The sequence below is a fragment of the Roseomonas sp. F4 genome (genome assembly GCF_053891155.1).
Genome location: NZ_JBSSHK010000001.1, coordinates 429,398 through 446,954, shown reverse-complemented (window position 1 = coordinate 446,954; position 17,557 = coordinate 429,398). Strand labels below are relative to the sequence as shown.

Below are 17,557 nucleotides of genomic sequence, written 5' to 3'. Positions count from 1 at the left end.
AACGTGACGGCCACGCAGGCTCCTCGCCAGCCGGGCGGGAATCGCTGTTCCTGGCGAAGCACGGAGAAGGACCAGGTCCCTCCCCCATGCCAGGATCCCGGCCATTGACCCTAGCCCCCTCCGCCGCGACAAGGCGGGCAGATGCGGGGCGGGACGGCCGCGCGACACGCAAACCAGGCCAGCGGCGGATGCCACCGGGGCGGGTCACCATAGGCGGCAAGACCCGGCTCCACAAGGCGCCCAGCCATCGCCCGTGCAAAAGGGCCACAGGCCGTCCTGGATGCGCGCATTTCACCTCGGATCTGAACCTTTGCTGGCAACCCTCGGGCCGGATGTGGCATTCTGGTCGTGAGGTCGGCACCGGGGGGTGGTCCTGCCTCCGGCGCTGGTCTTCCTTGTCTGGGACCGCGCGAGATGAGCCGCGCGGCAGCGCCCAGATCGGGCCGAGGCGCAGCCGGAATTAAGGGGGGTCCTACCCATGCTCGGACGTCGAGCCCTGGCGAGCCTTGTGCTCGGCCTGGCGGCGCTGCCAGCGCCACGCGAAGCCTTGGCCGCCGTCACCGGCGCCTCATTGCAGGCCATAGGTCCCGGCGCCCGCCTGACCTTGACCCTGCCCGCGGGCGCGGCCTGGCGGCTGACCGCGGCCCGCGGGCCCAATCGCCTGCTGCTGGAGGTGCCAGACCAGCCCTGGACCGCCGCCACCACGCTGCGTGGCGCCGGGCCGATCCGATCGGCCCGGATGGAGCGCGGCCGTTTGCGACTCGACCTGTCCGGACCGGTGGCGCTGCGCGCCGCCAATGCCACAGGCACTCGGCTGGTGATCGAGGTGGTGCCCGGCTCCGCCGCCGCCTTCGCGCGCCTGGCCAGCGGCAGTGGCACCCTGGCGCAGGGCGGCGGCACCTCCGCCCCCAGCGCCGCACGCGCCCAGAACCTGCCGCTGGTGGTGCTCGACCCCGGCCATGGCGGAAGAGACCCGGGCGCCATCGGCCGCGCCGGCACGCAGGAAAAGCGCATCGTGCTGGCCGCCGCCCTGCAGTTGAAGCGGGTGCTGGAGACGAGCGGCCGTTGCCGGGTGGCGATGACACGCGCCAATGACCGCTTCGTGCCCCTGGGCGACCGGGTGGAATTCGCCCGCCGCCGCCAGGCCGCGCTGTTCGTCTCCATGCATGCGGACAGCGCCCCGGGCGCGCGTGGTGCCAGTGTCTATACCCTGGGCGAATCCTCCGACTCCCTGGCCGGTGCCCTGGCGCGGCGGGAGAATCTGGCGGATCGCGCCGGCGGCCTGCGCCTGCCCGCCGTGCCGCCGGAGGTGCAGGCCATCCTGATGTCCCTGGTCCGCGCCGAGACCCGCGCCGGCAGCGCCATGATGGCCCGGCATGTGGTGTCGGAGCTGGGGGAGGATGTGCCGCTTTTGAACAACGCCCATCGCCAGGCCGGCTTCATGGTGCTGAAGGCGCCGGATGTGCCCTCCGTCCTGGTCGAGATGGGCTTTCTTTCGGACGCGCAGGACGAGGCCGCGCTGCGCCGCGCCGACCATCGGGCCAAGTTGGCCCGCGCCATGGGCCGGGCCATCCATGCCTGGCTGGCCCAGGGGCGGGAGACCGGGGCCGTCTTCGGCTAGGGTCTGTCCGGCCCCCTGGCAGCGGGCGGCGCGCCACCCAAGATGCGGGACACGTCTCCGCGCATGCAAGCCAGACACCGAAGTCCGGCATGGGCCGCGCCCGGTCGGACAGTGTATGGATGAGCCATGGATAGCCACGACCTCCGCGCCGAAGGCCCTATGGTGGGCCGCACCGCCACCACCGCCACGCCCCCGGACGCCGCGCCGGACCAGGCTGGCGGCGGCGGCCGGCCGCCTCGCGCCCCGCGCCAGCCCCGTACCCCACGCCGCCGGTCGTGGCTGTTCGGCACGATGGGCTTCCTCGCCCGCTCCGTCATCATCCTTGGCGTCGCCATTGGCCTGACCGGGGCTGGCGCGGCCTATGCGCTGTACCGCTCCGCCTCCGCCGAACTGCCGGACTACCGCTGGCTGGCCGACTACCAGGCCCCGCAGATGAGCCGCATCTATGCCGGCGACAGCCGGCTGATGGCGGAGCTGGCGCAGGAACGCCGGGTCTTCGTGCCGATGGAGGCGATTCCCCGCCACGTCCAGCAGGCCTTCATCTCGGCCGAGGACCAGCGCTTCTGGACCCATTACGGCATCGACCCCGTCGGCATCGCCCGCACCGTGGTGACCAATCTGGAGCAGATCGGGTCCGGCCGGCGCATGGCCGGCGCCTCGACCATCACCCAGCAGGTCGCCAAGAACATGCTGGTCGGCAACGACCGCACGCTGATGCGCAAGGTGCGGGAGGCGATTCTGGCCCTGCGCATCGAGCAGGCCATGCCGAAGGCCCGCATCCTGGAGATCTATCTGAACGAGATCTTCCTGGGCCAGCAGGCCTATGGCGTGGCGGCGGCGGCCCAGAACTACTTCAACAAGTCGCTGGATGACCTTTCGGTGGCGGAGGCCGCCTTCCTGGCAGCCCTGCCCAAGGCCCCCAACAACTACAATCCGGCCCGCTTCCCCGAAGCCGCCCGCGCCCGGCGCGACTGGGTGATCGGCCGCATGGCCGAGGACGGCGCGATCACCGCCGCCGAGGCCGCCCGCGCCCAGGCCGAGCCGCTGATCCCTCGCCCGCAGCGCCGCCCGGATGTGGTGCCGGTCGGCCAGTACTTCACCGAGGAGGTGCGGCGTGAGCTGGTGGCCCGCTTCGGCGCCGACCAGACCACCATGGGCGGGCTGGTGGTGCGCACCTCGCTCGATCCGGTTCTGCAGGCAGAGGCCGAGACGGCGCTGCGCAACGGGCTGCTGTCCTATGACCGTCGCCGCGGCGGCTGGCGCGGCCCGGTGGCGCGGATTTCCGCCAGCCCCACCGAATGGCTGCCCGCCCTGCAGGCCCAGACCCGCCCGCCCGGCGCCCTGCCGGAATGGCGGCTGGCCGTGGCGCTGGAGGTTCGCGACCGCGACGCCCGGATGGCCTGGCTGGAACGGCCGGATGGCCGCACGGCGCCGCAGCCGCGCACCGGCACCCTGAACTTCTCCGACGTCTCCGGCTGGGCGCGCCCGGTGCGCGATGGCCGCGTCGGCGGCGCGCCGCGACGCATGCAGGATGTGCTGGCGCCCGGCGACGTGGTGCTGGTGGAAACGCTGGCCGCGACCCCGGCCCAGGGCCGCAACGCGGCCCAGCCGGAACGTCTGGCGCTGCGCCAGTTGCCGGAGGTCGAGGGCGCTGTTGTGGCGATGGACCCGAATACCGGGCGCGTGCTGGCCATGGTCGGTGGCTGGTCCTTCGAACGGTCCTGGTTCAACCGCGCCAGCCAGGCGCTGCGCCAGCCCGGCTCCTCCTTCAAGCCCTATGTCTATCTGGCGGGGCTGGAGGCGGGCATTCCGCCGAACCAGCTTCTGCTGGACGGGCCAGTGGAGATCATGACCCCGCAGGGCATGTGGCGCCCGGGCAATTACGGCGGCGGCGCGCCGCAGGGCTGGGTGACCATGCGCAGCGCGCTGGAACGCAGCCTCAACCTGGTCACCATCCGGCTCGCCCAGCAGGTCGGCATGCCCGCGGTGGCGGAGGTGGCGGCGCGCTTCGGCGTCATCCCCAATATGCAGCGCGTGCTGGCGATGTCGCTCGGCGCCGGGGAGACCACGGTGGTGCGGCAGGCGGCGGGCTATGCCAGCTTCGTGAATGGCGGGCGGCAGGTGATCCCCACGCTCATCGACAGCGTGCAGGACCGCCAGGGCCGCCTGGTCTGGCGCACCGATGCGCGCGAATGCCGCGCCTGCGACGCCGAGCCCGGTGGCCGGCCGCCGCAGCTGACGGAAACCCGCGCGCAGGTGACCGACCCGGTCTCCGCCTTCCAGATGACCAGCATGCTGCAGGGCGTGGTGCAGCGCGGCACGGGCGCGCGCGCCGGCGCCGGGCTGAACCGGCCGGTGGCGGGCAAGACCGGCACCACGGACGACTTCAAGGACAATTGGTTCGTCGGCTTCACGCCGGATCTGGTCGTGGCCGTCTGGGTCGGCTTCGACGAGCCGCGCAGCCTGGGCAATGGCGAGACCGGCGGCAGCAATGCCGCGCCGATCTTCCGCGATGTGATGGCCGCGGCGCTGGGCGACAGCCCGCCGATTCCCTTCCGCGCCCCGCCTGGCGTGGCGCTGGTGCGCATGCAGCTGCCGAATGGCCAGACCATCTTCGAGGCCTTCAAGCCCGGCACGGAAAACAGCGCCCGCCCGCCGGTCGACCCCCTGGCTGGCGACACGCCCGCCACGGCGGCGGCCAGCGTCGACAGCAATCTGGGCGGTTTGTACTAGCTGCATTTTCGGCGGCGCGAGCTTCGCGCCGCCGGGTGGTTCGACCTGACCTGATGCTCTAGGCTCCCGGCACAAGAAAAATCCGAGAGAGCCATGGCCGCCGAATACGTCACAGTCCCCGCGCCCGCGCTGGAAGCGGTTGTCGAGAAGATCTTCGCGGCCGCGGGCTGCGATGGGGGCGAAGCCAACCGCATCAGCACGCATCTGCTGGGTGCCAATCTCGCCGGGCATGACAGCCACGGCGTGGCGCGGGTGCCGCGCTATGTCGAATGGCTGGAGGCCGGCTACGTGCTGAAGGGCCAGCAGGCCGAGATCGTCACCGATGGCGGCTGCTTCGCGCTGCTGGATGGCAAGTTCGGCTTCGGCCAGACGGTGGCGCCGCAGGCGGTGGAACTCGGCATCGCCCGCGCCTTGCAGCACGGCATCGCCGTGGTCGGGCTGCGCAATGCCGGGCATATCGGCCGGGTGGGTGAGTATTCCGAAAAGGCGATCGAGGCCGGGCTGATCTCGGTGCATTTCGTCAATGTCGCGGGCAGCGTGCTGGTGGCGCCCTTTGGCGGGGTGGAGCGGCGGTTTTCCACGGCGCCCTTCAGCGTCGGCGTGCCGCTGCCGGGGCGGCCGCTGATCCTGGATTTCGCGACATCCCTGGTGGCGGAGGGCAAGGTGCTGGTCGCTTCCAATGGCGGCAAGGCGCTGCCACATGACGCGCTGATCGAGCCGGATGGCAGCCTCTCGGCCGATCCGCATACGCTCTATGGCGACTATCCGCAGATCGGCCCGCGCAATCCCTCGAACGGCAAGGGGGCGATCCGCGCCTTTGGCGAGCACAAGGGCAGCGGGCTCGCCTTCATGTGCGAGATGCTGGCCGGCGCGCTGACCGGGGGCGGCACCTCCGGCCCCGTGGATGCGCGGGGGCGGATCGCCAATGGCATGCTGAGCTTCTACGTCTCGCCCCGGCACTTTGGGACGCAGGCGGAATTCGAGGCGACGGGCCGCGCCTATGTGGATTGGGTGATGGAGACGACGCCGGCCGATGCCGCGAGCCCGGTGATGGCGCCCGGCGACAAGGAAGCCCAGACCCGCGCCGACCGTCTGGCGAATGGCGTGCCGCTGCAGCCGGACACCTGGGAGAGCATTCTGCAGGTCGCGCGGCGCCTCGGCGTGCCGACCAACGGATAGGTGGATCCCCTCACCCGTCTGCTGATGCGGATGGCGCAGTGGCTGCGCCATCCGCCATCCCGCCGCACCGTCCAGATCATCATCGTGGTGCTGGTCGTCGCCACGCTGCTGGTGCTGGTCGAACGCTTCATCGGCTGGCCCGACTGGGCGACGACCAACCGGGTGCCGATCCGGCGGATCTAGATCCTACAACAGCTCCATCTGCCGTGCCTCGGCACGCGGCGGCTGGAACTGGCTGCAATCCAGGGCGCCGAACTGCCCCGGCCGCCCTTCCAGCCCGTAGCGGCGCAGGGCGATGCGGAAGCGCTGGGACAGCAGCTCGGCATAGGGGCCGCTACCGGTCTGGCGCTGGCCGAAGCGTGCGTCATACAGCCGTCCGCCACGGGTTTCCCGCACCAGGGCCAGCACACGGGCGGCGCGATCAGGGTGGTGTTCCTGGAGCCAGGCCTCGAACATGCCCTTGATCTCCAGAGGCAGGCGCAGCAGCACATAGCCGGCATGGGTGGCGCCGGCATGGGCGCTGGCTTCCAGGATGCGCTCCATCTCCATGTCGTTCAGCCCGGGGATCATCGGCGCCGCCAGCACGCCGGTGGGCACGCCCGCCTTGGTCAGCTGCGTCACCGCCGCCAGACGCTTCAAGGGATTGGCCGCGCGCGGCTCCATCACCCGCGCCAGCTTCATGTCCAGCGTGGTGACGGAGAGGCAGACCCGCACGAGGTTGCGCGAGGCCAGCCTTTGCAGGATGTCGAGGTCGCGCAGCACCAGCGCGCCCTTGGTGACGATGGTGACCGGATGGCCGAAGCGTTCCAGCACCTCCAGCACCCGCCGGGTGATGCCGAGTGTGCGTTCCACCGGCTGGTAGGGGTCGGTATTCGCCCCCAGCGCCACCGGCTTCGGCGTGTAGCCCGGCTTGGAAAGCTCCTTCTCCAGCAGCTCGGGCAGGTTCGGCTTGAACATCAGCTTCGATTCGAAATCGAGGCCGGGGGACAGGCCGATATAGGCGTGGCTGGGCCGGGCGTAGCAATAGACGCAGCCGTGCTCGCAGCCGCGATAGGGGTTCAGCGAACGGTCGAAGCCAATATCCGGGCTGTCGTTCCAGGACATCGCGCTGCGCGCATGGTCGCGCGTCAGCGTCGTGGCCAGCGGCGGCAGTTCGGCGAAATCGGCGTCCAGCGTGCCCCAGCCATCGTCGTAGAGTTCGGAATGGCTGGAGTCGTAGCGGACACCCGGATTGGTGACGGCACCCCGACCCTTGCGGGCCAGGGAGGGCATCGCGGTGGCACCTCCGTCCGGCATGGCTCCGATCCCCTTGTTTCGCGGTTTGTTCTCAGGCATCAGAAGGCATTCCCGCCGCGATCGTCAAGAACAAAATGAGAATAAAGGGCCTGTCCGTCGTCATCCCCGCGCTGAACGCCGCCGCCACCCTGCCGGCGGTGCTGGCGGCGCTGGGCGATGCGCCGGCGGAGGTGCTGGTGGTGGATGGCGGCAGCACCGACGCCACCGCCCAGGCCGCCGCGCGCGTCATCACCGCCCCGCGCGGCCGCGGCCCGCAGATCGCCGCCGGCATCGCCGCCGCGCGCGGCCCCTGGCTGCTGCTGCTGCATGCCGATACCCGCCTCGCACCCGGCTGGGCGGAGGCGGTGCGCGCCGCCATGGCCCGACCCGACCGCGCCGCCTATTTCCGCTTCGCCCTGGATGATGCCGCGCCCCAGGCCCGCCGGCTGGAACGCGCCGTTGCCTGGCGCTGCCGGGTGCTGGGCCTGCCCTATGGCGACCAGGGCCTGCTGATCCATCGTGACTTGCTGGACCAGATCGGCGGCATGCGCCCGCTGCCGCTGATGGAGGATGTCGATCTGGTGCGGCGCATCGGCCGCGCCCGGCTGGTCGCGATGCCCGTCGATGCCATCACCTCCGCAGCGCGTTGGCGGCGCGATGGCTGGCTGGCGCGCTCCGCCCGCAACCTCACCTGCCTCGCCCTCTTCTACGCCGGGCTTCCGACGGGCATGATCGCCCGGATTTATGCGGGCCGGGGGCGCGGATGAGGGGTGACACGCTGCTGGTCTTCGCACGCGCGCCAAGGCTGGGCGCGGTGAAGCGGCGCTTGGCGAAGGGCATCGGCGCCATGGCGGCCCTGCGATTCTACCGCGGCCAGCTTGCCGCGCTGCTTGCCGCCGTCGGGCGCGACCGCCGCTGGCGGACGGAGCTGGTGGTGACTCCAGCCCGGGGTGGCGCGCGCTGGCCCGGCCATATGGCACGTTCCGCCCAGGCCAAGGGCGATCTCGGACAGCGCATGCAACGCGCCATGGCGCCGCATCGGCGGGTGGTGCTGGTGGGCAGCGATATTCCCGGCATCGGCACAGCGGATATCGCCGCTGCCTTCGCCGCCCTTGGCCGCGCCCAGGCGGTGTTCGGACCGGCGGAGGATGGCGGCTACTGGCTGGTCGGCTTCGGCCCACGCCGCCCGGCAAAGCCCTTCGCGGCGGTGCGCTGGTCCTCCGACCAGGCGCTGGCCGATACCCTGGCCAATTTCCATGGTCGCCGCATCGCCTTGCTGCGCACGCTGCGGGATGTGGACACGGCGGAGGATCTGGCCTGGCTGCGGGGCGATCAGGCCGCGGCGCCGCCCGACGCCCTGTCCCGCCTGACCGCCGCCCCCAAGCGCCGCGTGAAGCGCCCCACCCGCCCCGGCCGAAAGCCCCCCCGCTGATGACCCGCCCGAACTGGAGCGCGACCAGCGCCGATTACGCCCGCCATCGCCAGGGCTTCCCCCCGCGCCTCTATGACCTGCTGTGCCAGCAGGGTCTGCTGCGCCCCGGCATCGCCGCACTCGACCTCGGCACCGGCACCGGCACCCTGGCGCGAGGCCTTGCCGCGCGAGGCGCCACCACGCTGGGCCTCGACCCCGCCGCCGGCCAGGTCGCCGCGGCGCGCCGGATGGCGCAGGCCGAGGGCCTCGCCGATCGCGCCCGTTTCGAGGAAGGCATCGCCGAACGCACCGACCAGCCCGCTGCCGCCTACGACCTCGTCACCGCCGGCCAGGCCTGGCACTGGTTCGACCGCGGGCTGGCGGCGGCGGAGGCGATGCGGGTGCTGAAGCCCGGCGGCGCGCTGCTGATCTGCCACTTCGACTGGATCCCCCTGCCCGGCAATGTCGCCCATGCCACGGAATTCCTGATCGAGGCGCATAACCCGCATTGGCGCATGGGCCGCGGCACCGGCTTCTACCCGGCCTGGGCCACGGACCTCGCCTTGGCCGGTTTCCAGGACATCGGCTTCGCCGGGTTCGACCATGCCGCGCTGTACAGCCGCGAGGACTGGATCGGCCGCATCCGCGCCTCCGCCGGCGTCGGCGGCGCGCTGGGCGGAGAGGCGGTGGCGCGATTCGAGGCGGAGCTGACGGCGATGCTCGATGCGCGCTTCCCGCAGGACCCCTTGGAGGTGCCGCACCGCGTCTTCGCCATCTGGGGCCAGAAGCGCTAACGCCCTGGCAATGCCTGCCGGCGCAGCCTTCCGAAAAACGGAGGATGCGTCCATGCCTGACAGCGATCCCGGCCGCCCCGAACTGGCGCGGGAGATACGCCAATCCATCGCCCGCCACCTGGCGGAGCTGCACCGGCTGCACATCGCCTTGGCCGCCGATAGCCGCGCGCTGAAGCGCCTGACCACCGAGGGCCATGCCCTGTCGGAAATCGAGATCGCGGCGGAGATGCTGGAGCACTACATGGCCGCCAGCGGCGCCTTCCTGGAGAATATGCGCGGCCGCTTCGAGAGCCGCCTCGGCCTGCTGCGGCGCGGCGATCCGGTGGGGGTGGAACCCGTTCCGGGGCAAGGGGCGGTCGGGCACGGCCCCTTCTGGTACGCCTTTTCCCGACTCTGCGCCGCGCTGCGCCGGGCCGAGCGTGGCGTGCTGTGAGGGTGGAACGGCGGGGCTGCATCCCTGGCACGGAACCTGCTTAGTCTTGCTCCCGACACCGGCGCTCAGGCCGGTCCGTGATTCGGGAACATCGCATGGCCAAGCCCTTTCACCTCGCCTGGTTCCTCCAGGGCTCCAGCGTGCAGGCCTGGGGTGAGGCATGGACCGGGCATATCGGCACAAGCTGGATGCAGCCGCAGCTTTTCCTCGACATGGCGCGCAGCCTGGAACGCGCCTGCTTCGACTACATCCTGCTCGAAGACAGCTCCTATGTCGGCGAGAGCTTCAACGGCTCGACCGAGGTCTATCTGACCCACGGCCTGTCCGTGCCGCGCCAGGACCCCTCGGTGGTCGCGGCGCTGATGACGCAGGTGACCTCCCATATCGGCATCGTCCCGACCTTCGGCACCTTCGCCTATCCGCCCTATCTGCTGGCGCGGCTGATGGCGACGCTGGACCAGGTCTCGGCCGGGCGGGCGGGGTGGAACGCCGTCACCGGCAGTTCCGACATCGCCGCGATGAACTTCGGCTTGCCCGGCATGCCGGAACACGACCTGCGCTACGACATGGCCGATGAATACATGGCGGTGGTGCGCGGTCTTTGGGAATCCTGGGAGCCGGGGGCGATCATCGCCGACCGCGCTTCCGGCGTGCTGGTGGATCCCACCAAGGTCCATGCGGTGAACTTCGAGGGCAAGCACTTCAAGACGCGCGGCCCACTGAATTCCGGCCCCGCGCCGCAGGGCCGCCCGGTGATCGCACAGGCCGGAGGCAGCGCCCGCGGGCGTCGCTTCGCCGCGGCACATGCCGATACTATCGTGGTGAATGCGAAGGGCATCCCGGCCATGCGCGCCTATCGCGACGATGTCCGGCGCATGATGGTGGCCTGCGGCCGCGATCCGGACAGTTGCAAGGTGCTCTACCTGGTCAACCCGATCCTCGGCGAGACGGAGGAGGAGGCGCTGGAGCGCAAGGCGCGGCGGCAGGCGAAGGCCGAGGCGACGCTGATCCAGCGCCTGGCGCATTTCGGCAAGGTGACCAATATCGACTTCGGCCGCTTCGACCTCGACAAACCCTTGCCGGATGATGTGACAACCAACGGCCACCAGCAGAACCTGGCGCAGTTCCGCGAAAAGGCGGCGGGGCGCTCAATCCGGCAGACCATGTCGGACAACGCCACCGAATTGTCGGTCGAGCTGTGCGGCACCGTCGATTCGGTCGCCGCCCGGATGGGCGAGGTGATGCAGGAGGTCGGCGGCGACGGCTTCCTGCTCTCCATGCCCAATGTCAGCCGCCGCATCCTGGCGGAGATCGAGGACGGGCTGGTGCCCGCCTTGCAGGATCGCGGCCTTGTGCGCCGCGCCTATGAGCACGAGGGATTCCGCGACAACCTGCTGGCCTTCTGAGCCGGCCTCCGCCGGGAAAGACGGCCGTGATCGCCTTCAGTCGATCACGGCCTGATAGCTCAGCACCCGCAATTCCCGCCGCAATGGCCAGGTGGAGGAGGGCATGAGCTGGGTCAGCAGGATCACCGCCATATCCTCCGCCGGGTCCACCCAGAAGGCGGTGCTGGCGGCGCCGCCCCAGGCGCATTCGCCCGGCGTGCCGAGGATCTGCGCCCGCGCCGGGTCGAGCGTGACGGAGAAGCCCAGGCCGAAGCCGATGCCCTCCGCCGTGCTTTCGGACCAGCGCGGCTGGCCCATCGCCGCCATGTCGCCGCGCAGATGGTTCGACATCATCAGCTCGACCGTCTTGCGGCCCAGATAGCGCGTGCCGTCGAGCTCGCCCTTGTTCAGCAGCATGCGGCAGAAGCGCAGATAATCCGCCGCCGTGGAAACCAGCCCGCCGCCGCCCGAATGCACTTTTCGGGGCGACAGATAGCGGCTGGTGCTGGGGTCATCGATCAGCTTCAGACTGCGGTCGCTAGCCAGCGCGTAGTTCGCGGCGAAGCGCGCGCCCTGCCCCTCCCGCACATGGAAATCCGTGTCCACCATGCCGAGCGGATCGATCAGCCTTTCCTTGAGGAAGGTCGCGAAAGGCTGGCCGGAAATCACTTCGACCAGATAGCCCAGCACATCGGTGGACACCGAGTAATTCCACTCCGTCCCCGGCTCCGCGATCAGCGGCAGTTTTGCGAGTGCCTCCGTCACCTCGCCCAGCGAGGTTTCGGCGCTGCCATAGTCGATGCCCTGGTCGCGATACATCGCATCGACCGCGGTCGCTTGCATGAACCCATAGGTCAGGCCCGATGTATGCGTGAGCAAATCCCGGAAGGTGATGCCGCGCATGGCCGGCACCGTATCCACCTTGCCGCGTGCGCCGCCGGTGCAGACACGCTGGCCAGCAAAATACGGCAGGAAGCGGCTGATCGGATCGTCGAGCTGAAAGCGCCCCTCCTCATACAGCATCATGATCGCGGTGCTGGTGAGCGGCTTGGTCATGGAATAGATGCGATGGATCGTCTCCGGCGTCATCTCCGCGCCGCGCAGATCCGCCTTGCCGCTGCTGCCGCAATGCGCCACCTGACCGCGGCGCATCACCAGCGTGGTGGCGCCGGCGATCTTGCCATCGGCGACCAACGCGTCCCGCCAGGAATCGATGCGCGCCAGCCGCGCCGTGGAAAGCCCGACCGATTCCGGATTTCCGATGCTGATGCCACCCATGGCGCGCTCTCCTGCTGTCCCGCTCACAGATAGCCCATTCGGCGATCGCGTGAAGAGGCCTCCGGGTCGCGTGCCTCCACGGGGCCAAAGCCGCCGCCGCCGCTGGTCTCCAGCCGCACCACATCGCCCTTGCGCAGCGGCAGGTTGTCGGTCTTTGGCGGGATCGGTGATTCCAGGCCGTCGCGGCGCAGCACCAGCGCGCCCTTCGCCGCTTCGCCTCCGCCGGCCAGGCCATAGGGCGCGTGGTCGAAGCGGTCCATATTCGCGGTGAAGAAGCAGCCGGCGCTGTCGATGCGCCATTCGCGCAGCAGCCCCAGCCCGCCACGGAACTGCCCGGACCCGCCGCTGCCGCGCCGCAAGCCGTAGCGCAGCACGGTCAACGGCATCTGCGCCTCGATCATCTCGATCGGGATATTGGCGTTGTTGTGCATGCCGGAGGCATAGGCGTTCACACCATCCTTCACCGGATGCGCGCCCGACCCGCCGATCTCGATCTCCACCAGCACTTCCCGCGCCCCACTCTCCTGCACCGTCTGGAAGGTGGTGACGTAGCTGTTGCCGTAATAGGCGGCGGGAATGAGATCCGGCACAGCCTGGTGCAGCGCGCCCATCATGGCGTTCAGCAGGCGGTGCGTGACCGCGATGCGATGCGCGACCGGCGCGGGATGGCGCGCATTCACCACCAGCCCTTCGGGCGCCACCACGGTGATCGGGCGGTAGCAGCCGGCGCTCATATGCAGGGATGAATCGGCACAGCACATCAGCGCGAACATCACCGCCGCATTGGTGCTGGCCAGCGTCGCATTGGTCGGCCCCGCCACCTGCGGACCGCAGCCCGAGAGGTCGACCAGCGCCGTCTCCCCGGTGATGGTTAGCGTCACATGCAGGCGGATGCGCTCGCCGATGGCGATGCCGTCGTCGTCGAGGAAATCCTCGAATTCATAGACGCCGTCCGGCATGCGCCCGATGGCGGCGCGCATGCCCGCCTCGCTCATGTCCAGGATGCGCGCGCCGGCTTCCACCACCGCGGCCGCGCCGAAGCGCGTCGCCAGTCGCGACAGGGCGGCGGCGCCGACTTCCAGGCTCGCGAGCTGGGAGGACAGATCGCCCAGCAGTAGATCCGGCTTGCGGACATTCTGGCGGATCATCGCCCAGATGCCCTCATTGCGGCGCCCGGCCTCGATGATCTTTACGGGCGGAATCCGCAGGCCTTCCTGGAAGATTTCCGTGGCTTTCGCCGCGTAGCTGCCGGCCACCAGCCCGCCCACATCGATGTGGTGGCACAGCGTGCCGACGAAGGCGATCCGCATTCCGTCATGGAAGACCGGCCGGAAGGCCAGGATGTCCGGCAGGTGCTGGCCGCCGCAATAAGGGTCGTTGAAGATGACGACGTCACCCTCATGCCAATCCTCCGCCGGCACGTGGTCCGCCAGCAGCGTCCGCAGCGCATGCGTCATCGAATTGAGATGGCCGGGGATGCGCGCGGACTGCGCCAGGTTGCGCCCCTCCGCGTCGAAGACGGCTGTGGAGTAGTCCAGCAATTCGCGCACGATGGTGCTGCGGCTGGTGCGCCAGATGGTGATGTCCATCTCCGCCGCCGCCGCATTCAGCGCGTTGCGGATCACCTCGATTTCGATCGGACCCAACATCACGCCATCCTCCGCGCGATGATCGCGCCTTCGGGGTCGAGGGAAGCCTGCCAATGGCGGGCGATGACATGCGTCGCAAAAGCTTCCTCGATGATAGCGGGGCCTTCCAGCACATCGCCCAGCCGCAGCGCATCCCGCCGCCACACCGGCCAATCACTGGCCGCACCGCCCTGCCAGATACGGCGCGTGCCGGGCGTGGTGGCGGCATCCGGTGCCTCCGGTGCCGCTTCTGCCGGTTTGTCGAGGCGGCCGATGGCGGTGGCGCGCAGGGTGACGATCTCCACCGGATCGCCTTCCGCGGCGTAGGAGAAGCGGGCGCGGTGCGCGGTGTGGAAGCGCGCCACCAGCGGCGCCAGCGCCGGTGCCTCCGGCCAGGGCACCAGCAATTCGAAGGCCTGGCCGCGATAGCGCAGGTCTGCGGCAATCTCGACCGCGCGCCGATCCTCCGGCACCTCATCCGCCGCCAGCCGCGCCATGCCGTCGGCCCGCAGCGAGGCGACGGCCTCCGCCAGCAGCAGGGCCTGCGATTCAGCCGCCGCGTATAGCCGCGACCGCGCGATATCCTGCGCCAGGTCGGAGAACAGGATGCCGTAGGCCGATAGCGTGCCCGGCTCCCGCGGGAAGATCACCTCGGTGATGCCGAGTTCGTCGGCCACTTCCGTCGCATGCAATCCACCGGCCCCGCCGAAGGACAACAGGGAAAATTCGCGCGGATCGAGCCCTTTCTCGAACAGCGAAAGCCGCACGGCCGCGGCGAGCTGCGCATTGGTGACGCGCAGCACACCCTCCGCCGCTTCCTCCGTGCCCAACCCGAGCGGTGCGCCGATGCGCGTTTCCATCGCGTCCCGCGCCGCCGCCAGGTCCAGCGTCATCGCGCCGCCGAGAAAGAAATCCGGATCGAAGCGGCCGAGCACCGCATTGGCATCCGTCACCGTGGGTTCCACGCCGCCGCGCCCGTAGCAGACCGGCCCCGGCCTGGCGCCGGCGCTGCGCGGCCCGGCCGTCAGCCTGCCCGCCGCATCGACGGCGGAGATGGAGCCACCGCCGGCGCCGATGGTGCGCATTTCCACCATCGGCAGCCGCACCGGCAGCCCGCCCACCTCGCCCTGCGTCACCAGCCCGATGCGATGGTCCTGCACCACGCTGACATCGAAGCTGGTGCCGCCCATATCCACCGCGACGAGATTGGGCCGCGAGAGCCTGCGCGAAAGCCGCTCCGCCGCCAGCGCGCCGCCGGAGGGGCCGGAGAGCAGCAGCCGCGCCGGCTGTTCCGCCGCATGGCGCAGGCTGCACATGCCGCCATTCGACTGCACCAGGAAGATGCGCGGCTGGAAGCCACCCTCCCCCAGCCGCGACTCCAACCGGTCGAGATAGCGCCGTACCACCGGCATCAGCAGCGCGTTCAGCACGGTGGTGGAAAGCCGTTCGTATTCGCGGATTTCCGGGCTGACTTCGGAGGACAGGCTGATCGGCACGCCCGGCAACGCCTCCGCCACGGCATCCCGCAGCGCCAGTTCATGGGCGGGATTGGCATAGGCATGCAGCAGGCCGATGGCGACCGCTTCGGGTGCGGCCGCGCGCAGCCGCGCCATCACCGCGCCGAGGCCATCCAGCTTCTGTTCCACGCTGCCATCGGCGCGCAGCCGTTCGGCCACGCCGAAGCGCATGTCGCGTTCGATCAGGCAGGGAAAGGGGTCAGGCGCCAGGCCGTAGATATCGCGGCGGACGTGGCGCGTGATCTCCAGGACATCCTCGAAGCCTGCGGTGGTCAGCAGCACGCCGCGCGCCAGCTTGCGTTCCAGCACGGCATTGGTGGCGATGGTCGTGCCGTGCAGCAGCAGCCCCACCTCGGCCAGCGAAAAGCCGAAGCGCGCCGCCGCCTCCCGCACCCCGGTCAGCAGGCCCTCGGAGGGATCGGCGGGGGTTGTGGGGGTCTTCCAGGCCTGGATGCGGCCCTGACGGGCATCGAGGATCTGCAGATCGGTGAAGGTGCCGCCGATATCGACGGCGATGCGCACGGGCTTCGCGGCGCTCATGCGCGTGGTTGTTCCATCTGCGGGAAAACGGATTTCGGCATGGGCATTCTCCGGCTGCGGCGCGATGGAACACGAGGATGGCACCCGGATGGAAGCCCCCATGCCTGCGCTTGCCGTCGAAGGGCGGCGCCACCTATGCTTTTTCCAACAGGGGAAACGGAATGAACGGCATGACCACGGTGCGCCAGGCGGTGCTGGACCTGTTGCGGTCGCTTGGCGTCACCACGGTCTTCGGCAATCCGGGCTCCACCGAGATGCCCTTCCTCGACCGCTTCCCGGGTGATTTCCGCTACATCCTCGGCCTGCAGGAATCCTGCGTTGTCGGCATGGCGGACGGCTATGCGCGCGCCAGCGGCCAGGCGGCCTTCGTCAATCTGCATTCGGCGGCGGGCGTGGGGCATGCGCTGGGCAATGTCTTCACCGCGCATCGCAACCAGGCACCACTGGTGATCACCGCCGGCCAGCAGGTGCGCGCTTTGCTGCCGAACCAGCCCTTTCTGGGCGCGACGGATGCGGCGCAATTTCCCAAACCCTACGTAAAATTCAGCATCGAGCCGGCGCGGGCCGAGGATGTGCCGGCCGCCATCGCCCAGGCGCATCGCATCGCCCTGCGCCGGCCCTGCGGCCCCACCTTCGTCTCCATCCCCGCCGATGACTGGGGCCGGCCCTGCGCGCCGCTGGTGCCGCGTATCCTATCGCCGGACAGCGCCCCTGACCCGGCGCTGGTCGCCGAAGCGGCGAAGGCCATCGCGGCGTCGCGCCGGCCCGTGCTGGTGGCGGGGCCGGAGGTGGATCAGGAAGGCATGGGCGAGGCCTTCGTCGCCCTGGCGGAGGCGATCGGCGCGCCGGTGCTGACCAGCCCCTTCGCAAGCCGCATCGCCTTCCCCGAGGATCATCGGCTTTTTGCCGGCTTCCTGGCCGCCGCGCCGCAGGCGGTTTCCGACGCGCTGGCGCCTTATGACTGCGTGCTGGTGGTGGGCGCGCCGGTCTTCACCTTCCATGTCGCCGGCGAGGCCACGATCTTTGGGCGCGGCGTGCCGATCTTTCACCTGACCGCGGATGATGCCACCGCCGCCAGCGCGCCCGCCGGCACCAGCATTCTGGGCAGCCTGCGTTTCTCGGTCCCGGCCCTGACGGCGGCCTTGCCGGCGATGCACCGCGTGCCGCCGCCGCCCCGCATGGCCGCGACACCACCTTTGCCGGCTGACCCCATCCCCGCCGCCTGGCTGCTGCACCGCCTGCACCTCGCCATGCCCAAGGACGCGATTCTGGTGGAGGAGGCGCCGTCGCATCGGCCGGCCATGCAGGCGCAGATGCCGCGCAGCCAGTGGGGCAGCTTCTTCACCATGGCCAGCGGCGGGCTGGGCTACGGCCTGCCGGCGGCGGTGGGGGTGGCGCTGGCGAAGCCGGACCAGCGCGTGGTCTGCCTGATCGGCGACGGCTCCATGATGTACAGCCCCCAGGCGCTGTGGACCGCCGTGCAGCACGGGCTGCGCCTGACCACTGTCGTCATCAACAATGGCGGCTACGGCGCCATGCGCTCCATCGGCCAGGCCATGCAGGTGCGCGACATCCCCGGCATCGACCTGCCGGGCCTCGACTTCGTCCGCATCGCGCAAGGCATGGGCTGCCCCGGCCTGCGCGTCACCGACCCGGCGATGCTCGACGCCGCGCTGCACGAGGCCTGCCAGGCCGAAGGACCCATGCTGGTGGAGGTCGTCGTCGATGCGGCGATCCCCACCCTGTACCACAAGGCCTGACAA

General features: G+C 70.3%; 14 protein-coding genes. 10 read left to right on the top strand and 4 right to left on the bottom strand.

Annotation, left to right across the window (positions count from 1 at the left end):
• The first annotated feature begins 478 nt into the window (after positions 1 to 478).
• The 4 genes from ACVFYP_RS02130 to ACVFYP_RS02115 all read left to right on the top strand — a co-directional run bounded on the left by ACVFYP_RS02130 (position 479) and on the right by ACVFYP_RS02115 (position 5,716).
• Positions 479 to 1,621 carry an N-acetylmuramoyl-L-alanine amidase family protein gene (locus ACVFYP_RS02130; protein WP_499198473.1) on the top strand — a complete coding sequence of 381 codons (1,143 nt, stop codon included), beginning with the start codon at positions 479 to 481 and terminating at the stop codon, positions 1,619 to 1,621.
• 126 nt (positions 1,622 to 1,747) lie between these two features.
• Positions 1,748 to 4,354, top strand: a complete 2,607-nt coding sequence (locus ACVFYP_RS02125) for a penicillin-binding protein 1A (protein ID WP_499198472.1) — start codon at positions 1,748 to 1,750, stop codon at positions 4,352 to 4,354.
• A gap of 93 nt (positions 4,355 to 4,447) precedes the next feature.
• A complete protein-coding gene (locus tag ACVFYP_RS02120; protein WP_499198471.1) occupies positions 4,448 to 5,533 on the top strand; it encodes a malate/lactate/ureidoglycolate dehydrogenase in 1,086 nt (361 codons plus the stop codon).
• Positions 5,534 to 5,716: a hypothetical protein gene (locus ACVFYP_RS02115; RefSeq protein ID WP_499198470.1), complete on the top strand. Its 183-nt coding sequence runs from the start codon at positions 5,534 to 5,536 to the stop codon at positions 5,714 to 5,716.
• Positions 5,717 to 5,719: 3 nt separating this feature from the next.
• On the opposite strand, the gene ACVFYP_RS02110 is transcribed toward ACVFYP_RS02115, so the two are convergent.
• Positions 5,720 to 6,829 (bottom strand): PA0069 family radical SAM protein, encoded by a 1,110-nt coding sequence (locus ACVFYP_RS02110; protein WP_499198469.1) that lies wholly within the window; start codon positions 6,827 to 6,829, stop codon positions 5,720 to 5,722.
• A 74-nt stretch (positions 6,830 to 6,903) separates the two neighbouring features.
• Here ACVFYP_RS02110 and ACVFYP_RS02105 point away from each other — a divergent pair, with 74 nt between their 5' ends.
• From ACVFYP_RS02105 to ACVFYP_RS02085, 5 genes are all read left to right on the top strand, one after another.
• Positions 6,904 to 7,575: a TIGR04283 family arsenosugar biosynthesis glycosyltransferase gene (locus ACVFYP_RS02105; RefSeq protein WP_499198468.1), complete on the top strand. Its 672-nt coding sequence runs from the start codon at positions 6,904 to 6,906 to the stop codon at positions 7,573 to 7,575.
• Positions 7,572 to 8,240, top strand: a complete 669-nt coding sequence (locus ACVFYP_RS02100; RefSeq protein WP_499198467.1) for a TIGR04282 family arsenosugar biosynthesis glycosyltransferase — start codon at positions 7,572 to 7,574, stop codon at positions 8,238 to 8,240. Before ACVFYP_RS02105 ends, ACVFYP_RS02100 begins: the two co-directional genes overlap by 4 nt.
• Complete coding sequence (locus ACVFYP_RS02095) at positions 8,240 to 9,013, top strand: class I SAM-dependent methyltransferase (protein WP_499198466.1); 774 nt, start codon at positions 8,240 to 8,242, stop codon at positions 9,011 to 9,013. Before ACVFYP_RS02100 ends, ACVFYP_RS02095 begins: the two co-directional genes overlap by 1 nt.
• A 52-nt stretch (positions 9,014 to 9,065) precedes the next feature.
• Positions 9,066 to 9,446: a hypothetical protein gene (locus tag ACVFYP_RS02090; protein ID WP_499198465.1), complete on the top strand. Its 381-nt coding sequence runs from the start codon at positions 9,066 to 9,068 to the stop codon at positions 9,444 to 9,446.
• Between the two features lie 95 nt (positions 9,447 to 9,541).
• Complete coding sequence (locus ACVFYP_RS02085; RefSeq protein WP_499198464.1) at positions 9,542 to 10,852, top strand: NtaA/DmoA family FMN-dependent monooxygenase; 1,311 nt, start codon at positions 9,542 to 9,544, stop codon at positions 10,850 to 10,852.
• 36 nt (positions 10,853 to 10,888) lie between these two features.
• Here ACVFYP_RS02085 and ACVFYP_RS02080 read toward each other — a convergent pair whose 3' ends face one another.
• Genes ACVFYP_RS02080 through ACVFYP_RS02070 form a run of 3 tightly spaced genes read right to left on the bottom strand, consistent with a single transcriptional unit; the run spans position 10,889 to position 15,794 of the window.
• Entirely contained in the window at positions 10,889 to 12,109 is a 1,221-nt protein-coding gene (locus tag ACVFYP_RS02080) for a serine hydrolase domain-containing protein (protein ID WP_499198463.1), read from the bottom strand.
• Positions 12,110 to 12,132: 23 nt separating this feature from the next.
• Positions 12,133 to 13,758 (bottom strand): hydantoinase B/oxoprolinase family protein, encoded by a 1,626-nt coding sequence (locus ACVFYP_RS02075; protein ID WP_499198462.1) that lies wholly within the window; start codon positions 13,756 to 13,758, stop codon positions 12,133 to 12,135.
• Complete coding sequence (locus ACVFYP_RS02070; RefSeq protein ID WP_499198461.1) at positions 13,758 to 15,794, bottom strand: hydantoinase/oxoprolinase family protein; 2,037 nt, start codon at positions 15,792 to 15,794, stop codon at positions 13,758 to 13,760. The genes ACVFYP_RS02075 and ACVFYP_RS02070 overlap by 1 nt, the downstream gene beginning before the upstream one ends.
• A gap of 161 nt (positions 15,795 to 15,955) precedes the next feature.
• On the opposite strand from ACVFYP_RS02070, the gene mdlC reads away from it, so the two are divergent.
• A complete protein-coding gene (gene mdlC, locus ACVFYP_RS02065; protein ID WP_499198460.1) occupies positions 15,956 to 17,554 on the top strand; it encodes a benzoylformate decarboxylase in 1,599 nt (532 codons plus the stop codon).
• Positions 17,555 to 17,557: the final 3 nt, after the last annotated feature.

Bases quoted from the DNA above. Each gene is read 5' to 3' on its own strand.
- ACVFYP_RS02080 (WP_499198463.1), bottom strand. From the start codon at position 12,109: ATGGGTGGCATCAGCATCGGAAATCCGGAATCGGTCGGGCTTTCCACG.
- ACVFYP_RS02105 (WP_499198468.1), top strand. From the start codon at position 6,904: ATGAGAATAAAGGGCCTGTCCGTCGTCATCCCCGCGCTGAACGCCGCC.
- ACVFYP_RS02120 (WP_499198471.1), top strand. From the start codon at position 4,448: ATGGCCGCCGAATACGTCACAGTCCCCGCGCCCGCGCTGGAAGCGGTT.
- ACVFYP_RS02130 (WP_499198473.1), top strand. From the start codon at position 479: ATGCTCGGACGTCGAGCCCTGGCGAGCCTTGTGCTCGGCCTGGCGGCG.
- ACVFYP_RS02070 (WP_499198461.1), bottom strand. From the start codon at position 15,794: ATGAGCGCCGCGAAGCCCGTGCGCATCGCCGTCGATATCGGCGGCACC.
- ACVFYP_RS02090 (WP_499198465.1), top strand. From the start codon at position 9,066: ATGCCTGACAGCGATCCCGGCCGCCCCGAACTGGCGCGGGAGATACGC.
- ACVFYP_RS02085 (WP_499198464.1), top strand. From the start codon at position 9,542: ATGGCCAAGCCCTTTCACCTCGCCTGGTTCCTCCAGGGCTCCAGCGTG.
- ACVFYP_RS02125 (WP_499198472.1), top strand. From the start codon at position 1,748: ATGGATAGCCACGACCTCCGCGCCGAAGGCCCTATGGTGGGCCGCACC.
- mdlC (WP_499198460.1), top strand. From the start codon at position 15,956: ATGAACGGCATGACCACGGTGCGCCAGGCGGTGCTGGACCTGTTGCGG.
- ACVFYP_RS02075 (WP_499198462.1), bottom strand. From the start codon at position 13,758: ATGTTGGGTCCGATCGAAATCGAGGTGATCCGCAACGCGCTGAATGCG.
- ACVFYP_RS02100 (WP_499198467.1), top strand. From the start codon at position 7,572: ATGAGGGGTGACACGCTGCTGGTCTTCGCACGCGCGCCAAGGCTGGGC.
- ACVFYP_RS02110 (WP_499198469.1), bottom strand. From the start codon at position 6,829: ATGCCGGACGGAGGTGCCACCGCGATGCCCTCCCTGGCCCGCAAGGGT.
- ACVFYP_RS02095 (WP_499198466.1), top strand. From the start codon at position 8,240: ATGACCCGCCCGAACTGGAGCGCGACCAGCGCCGATTACGCCCGCCAT.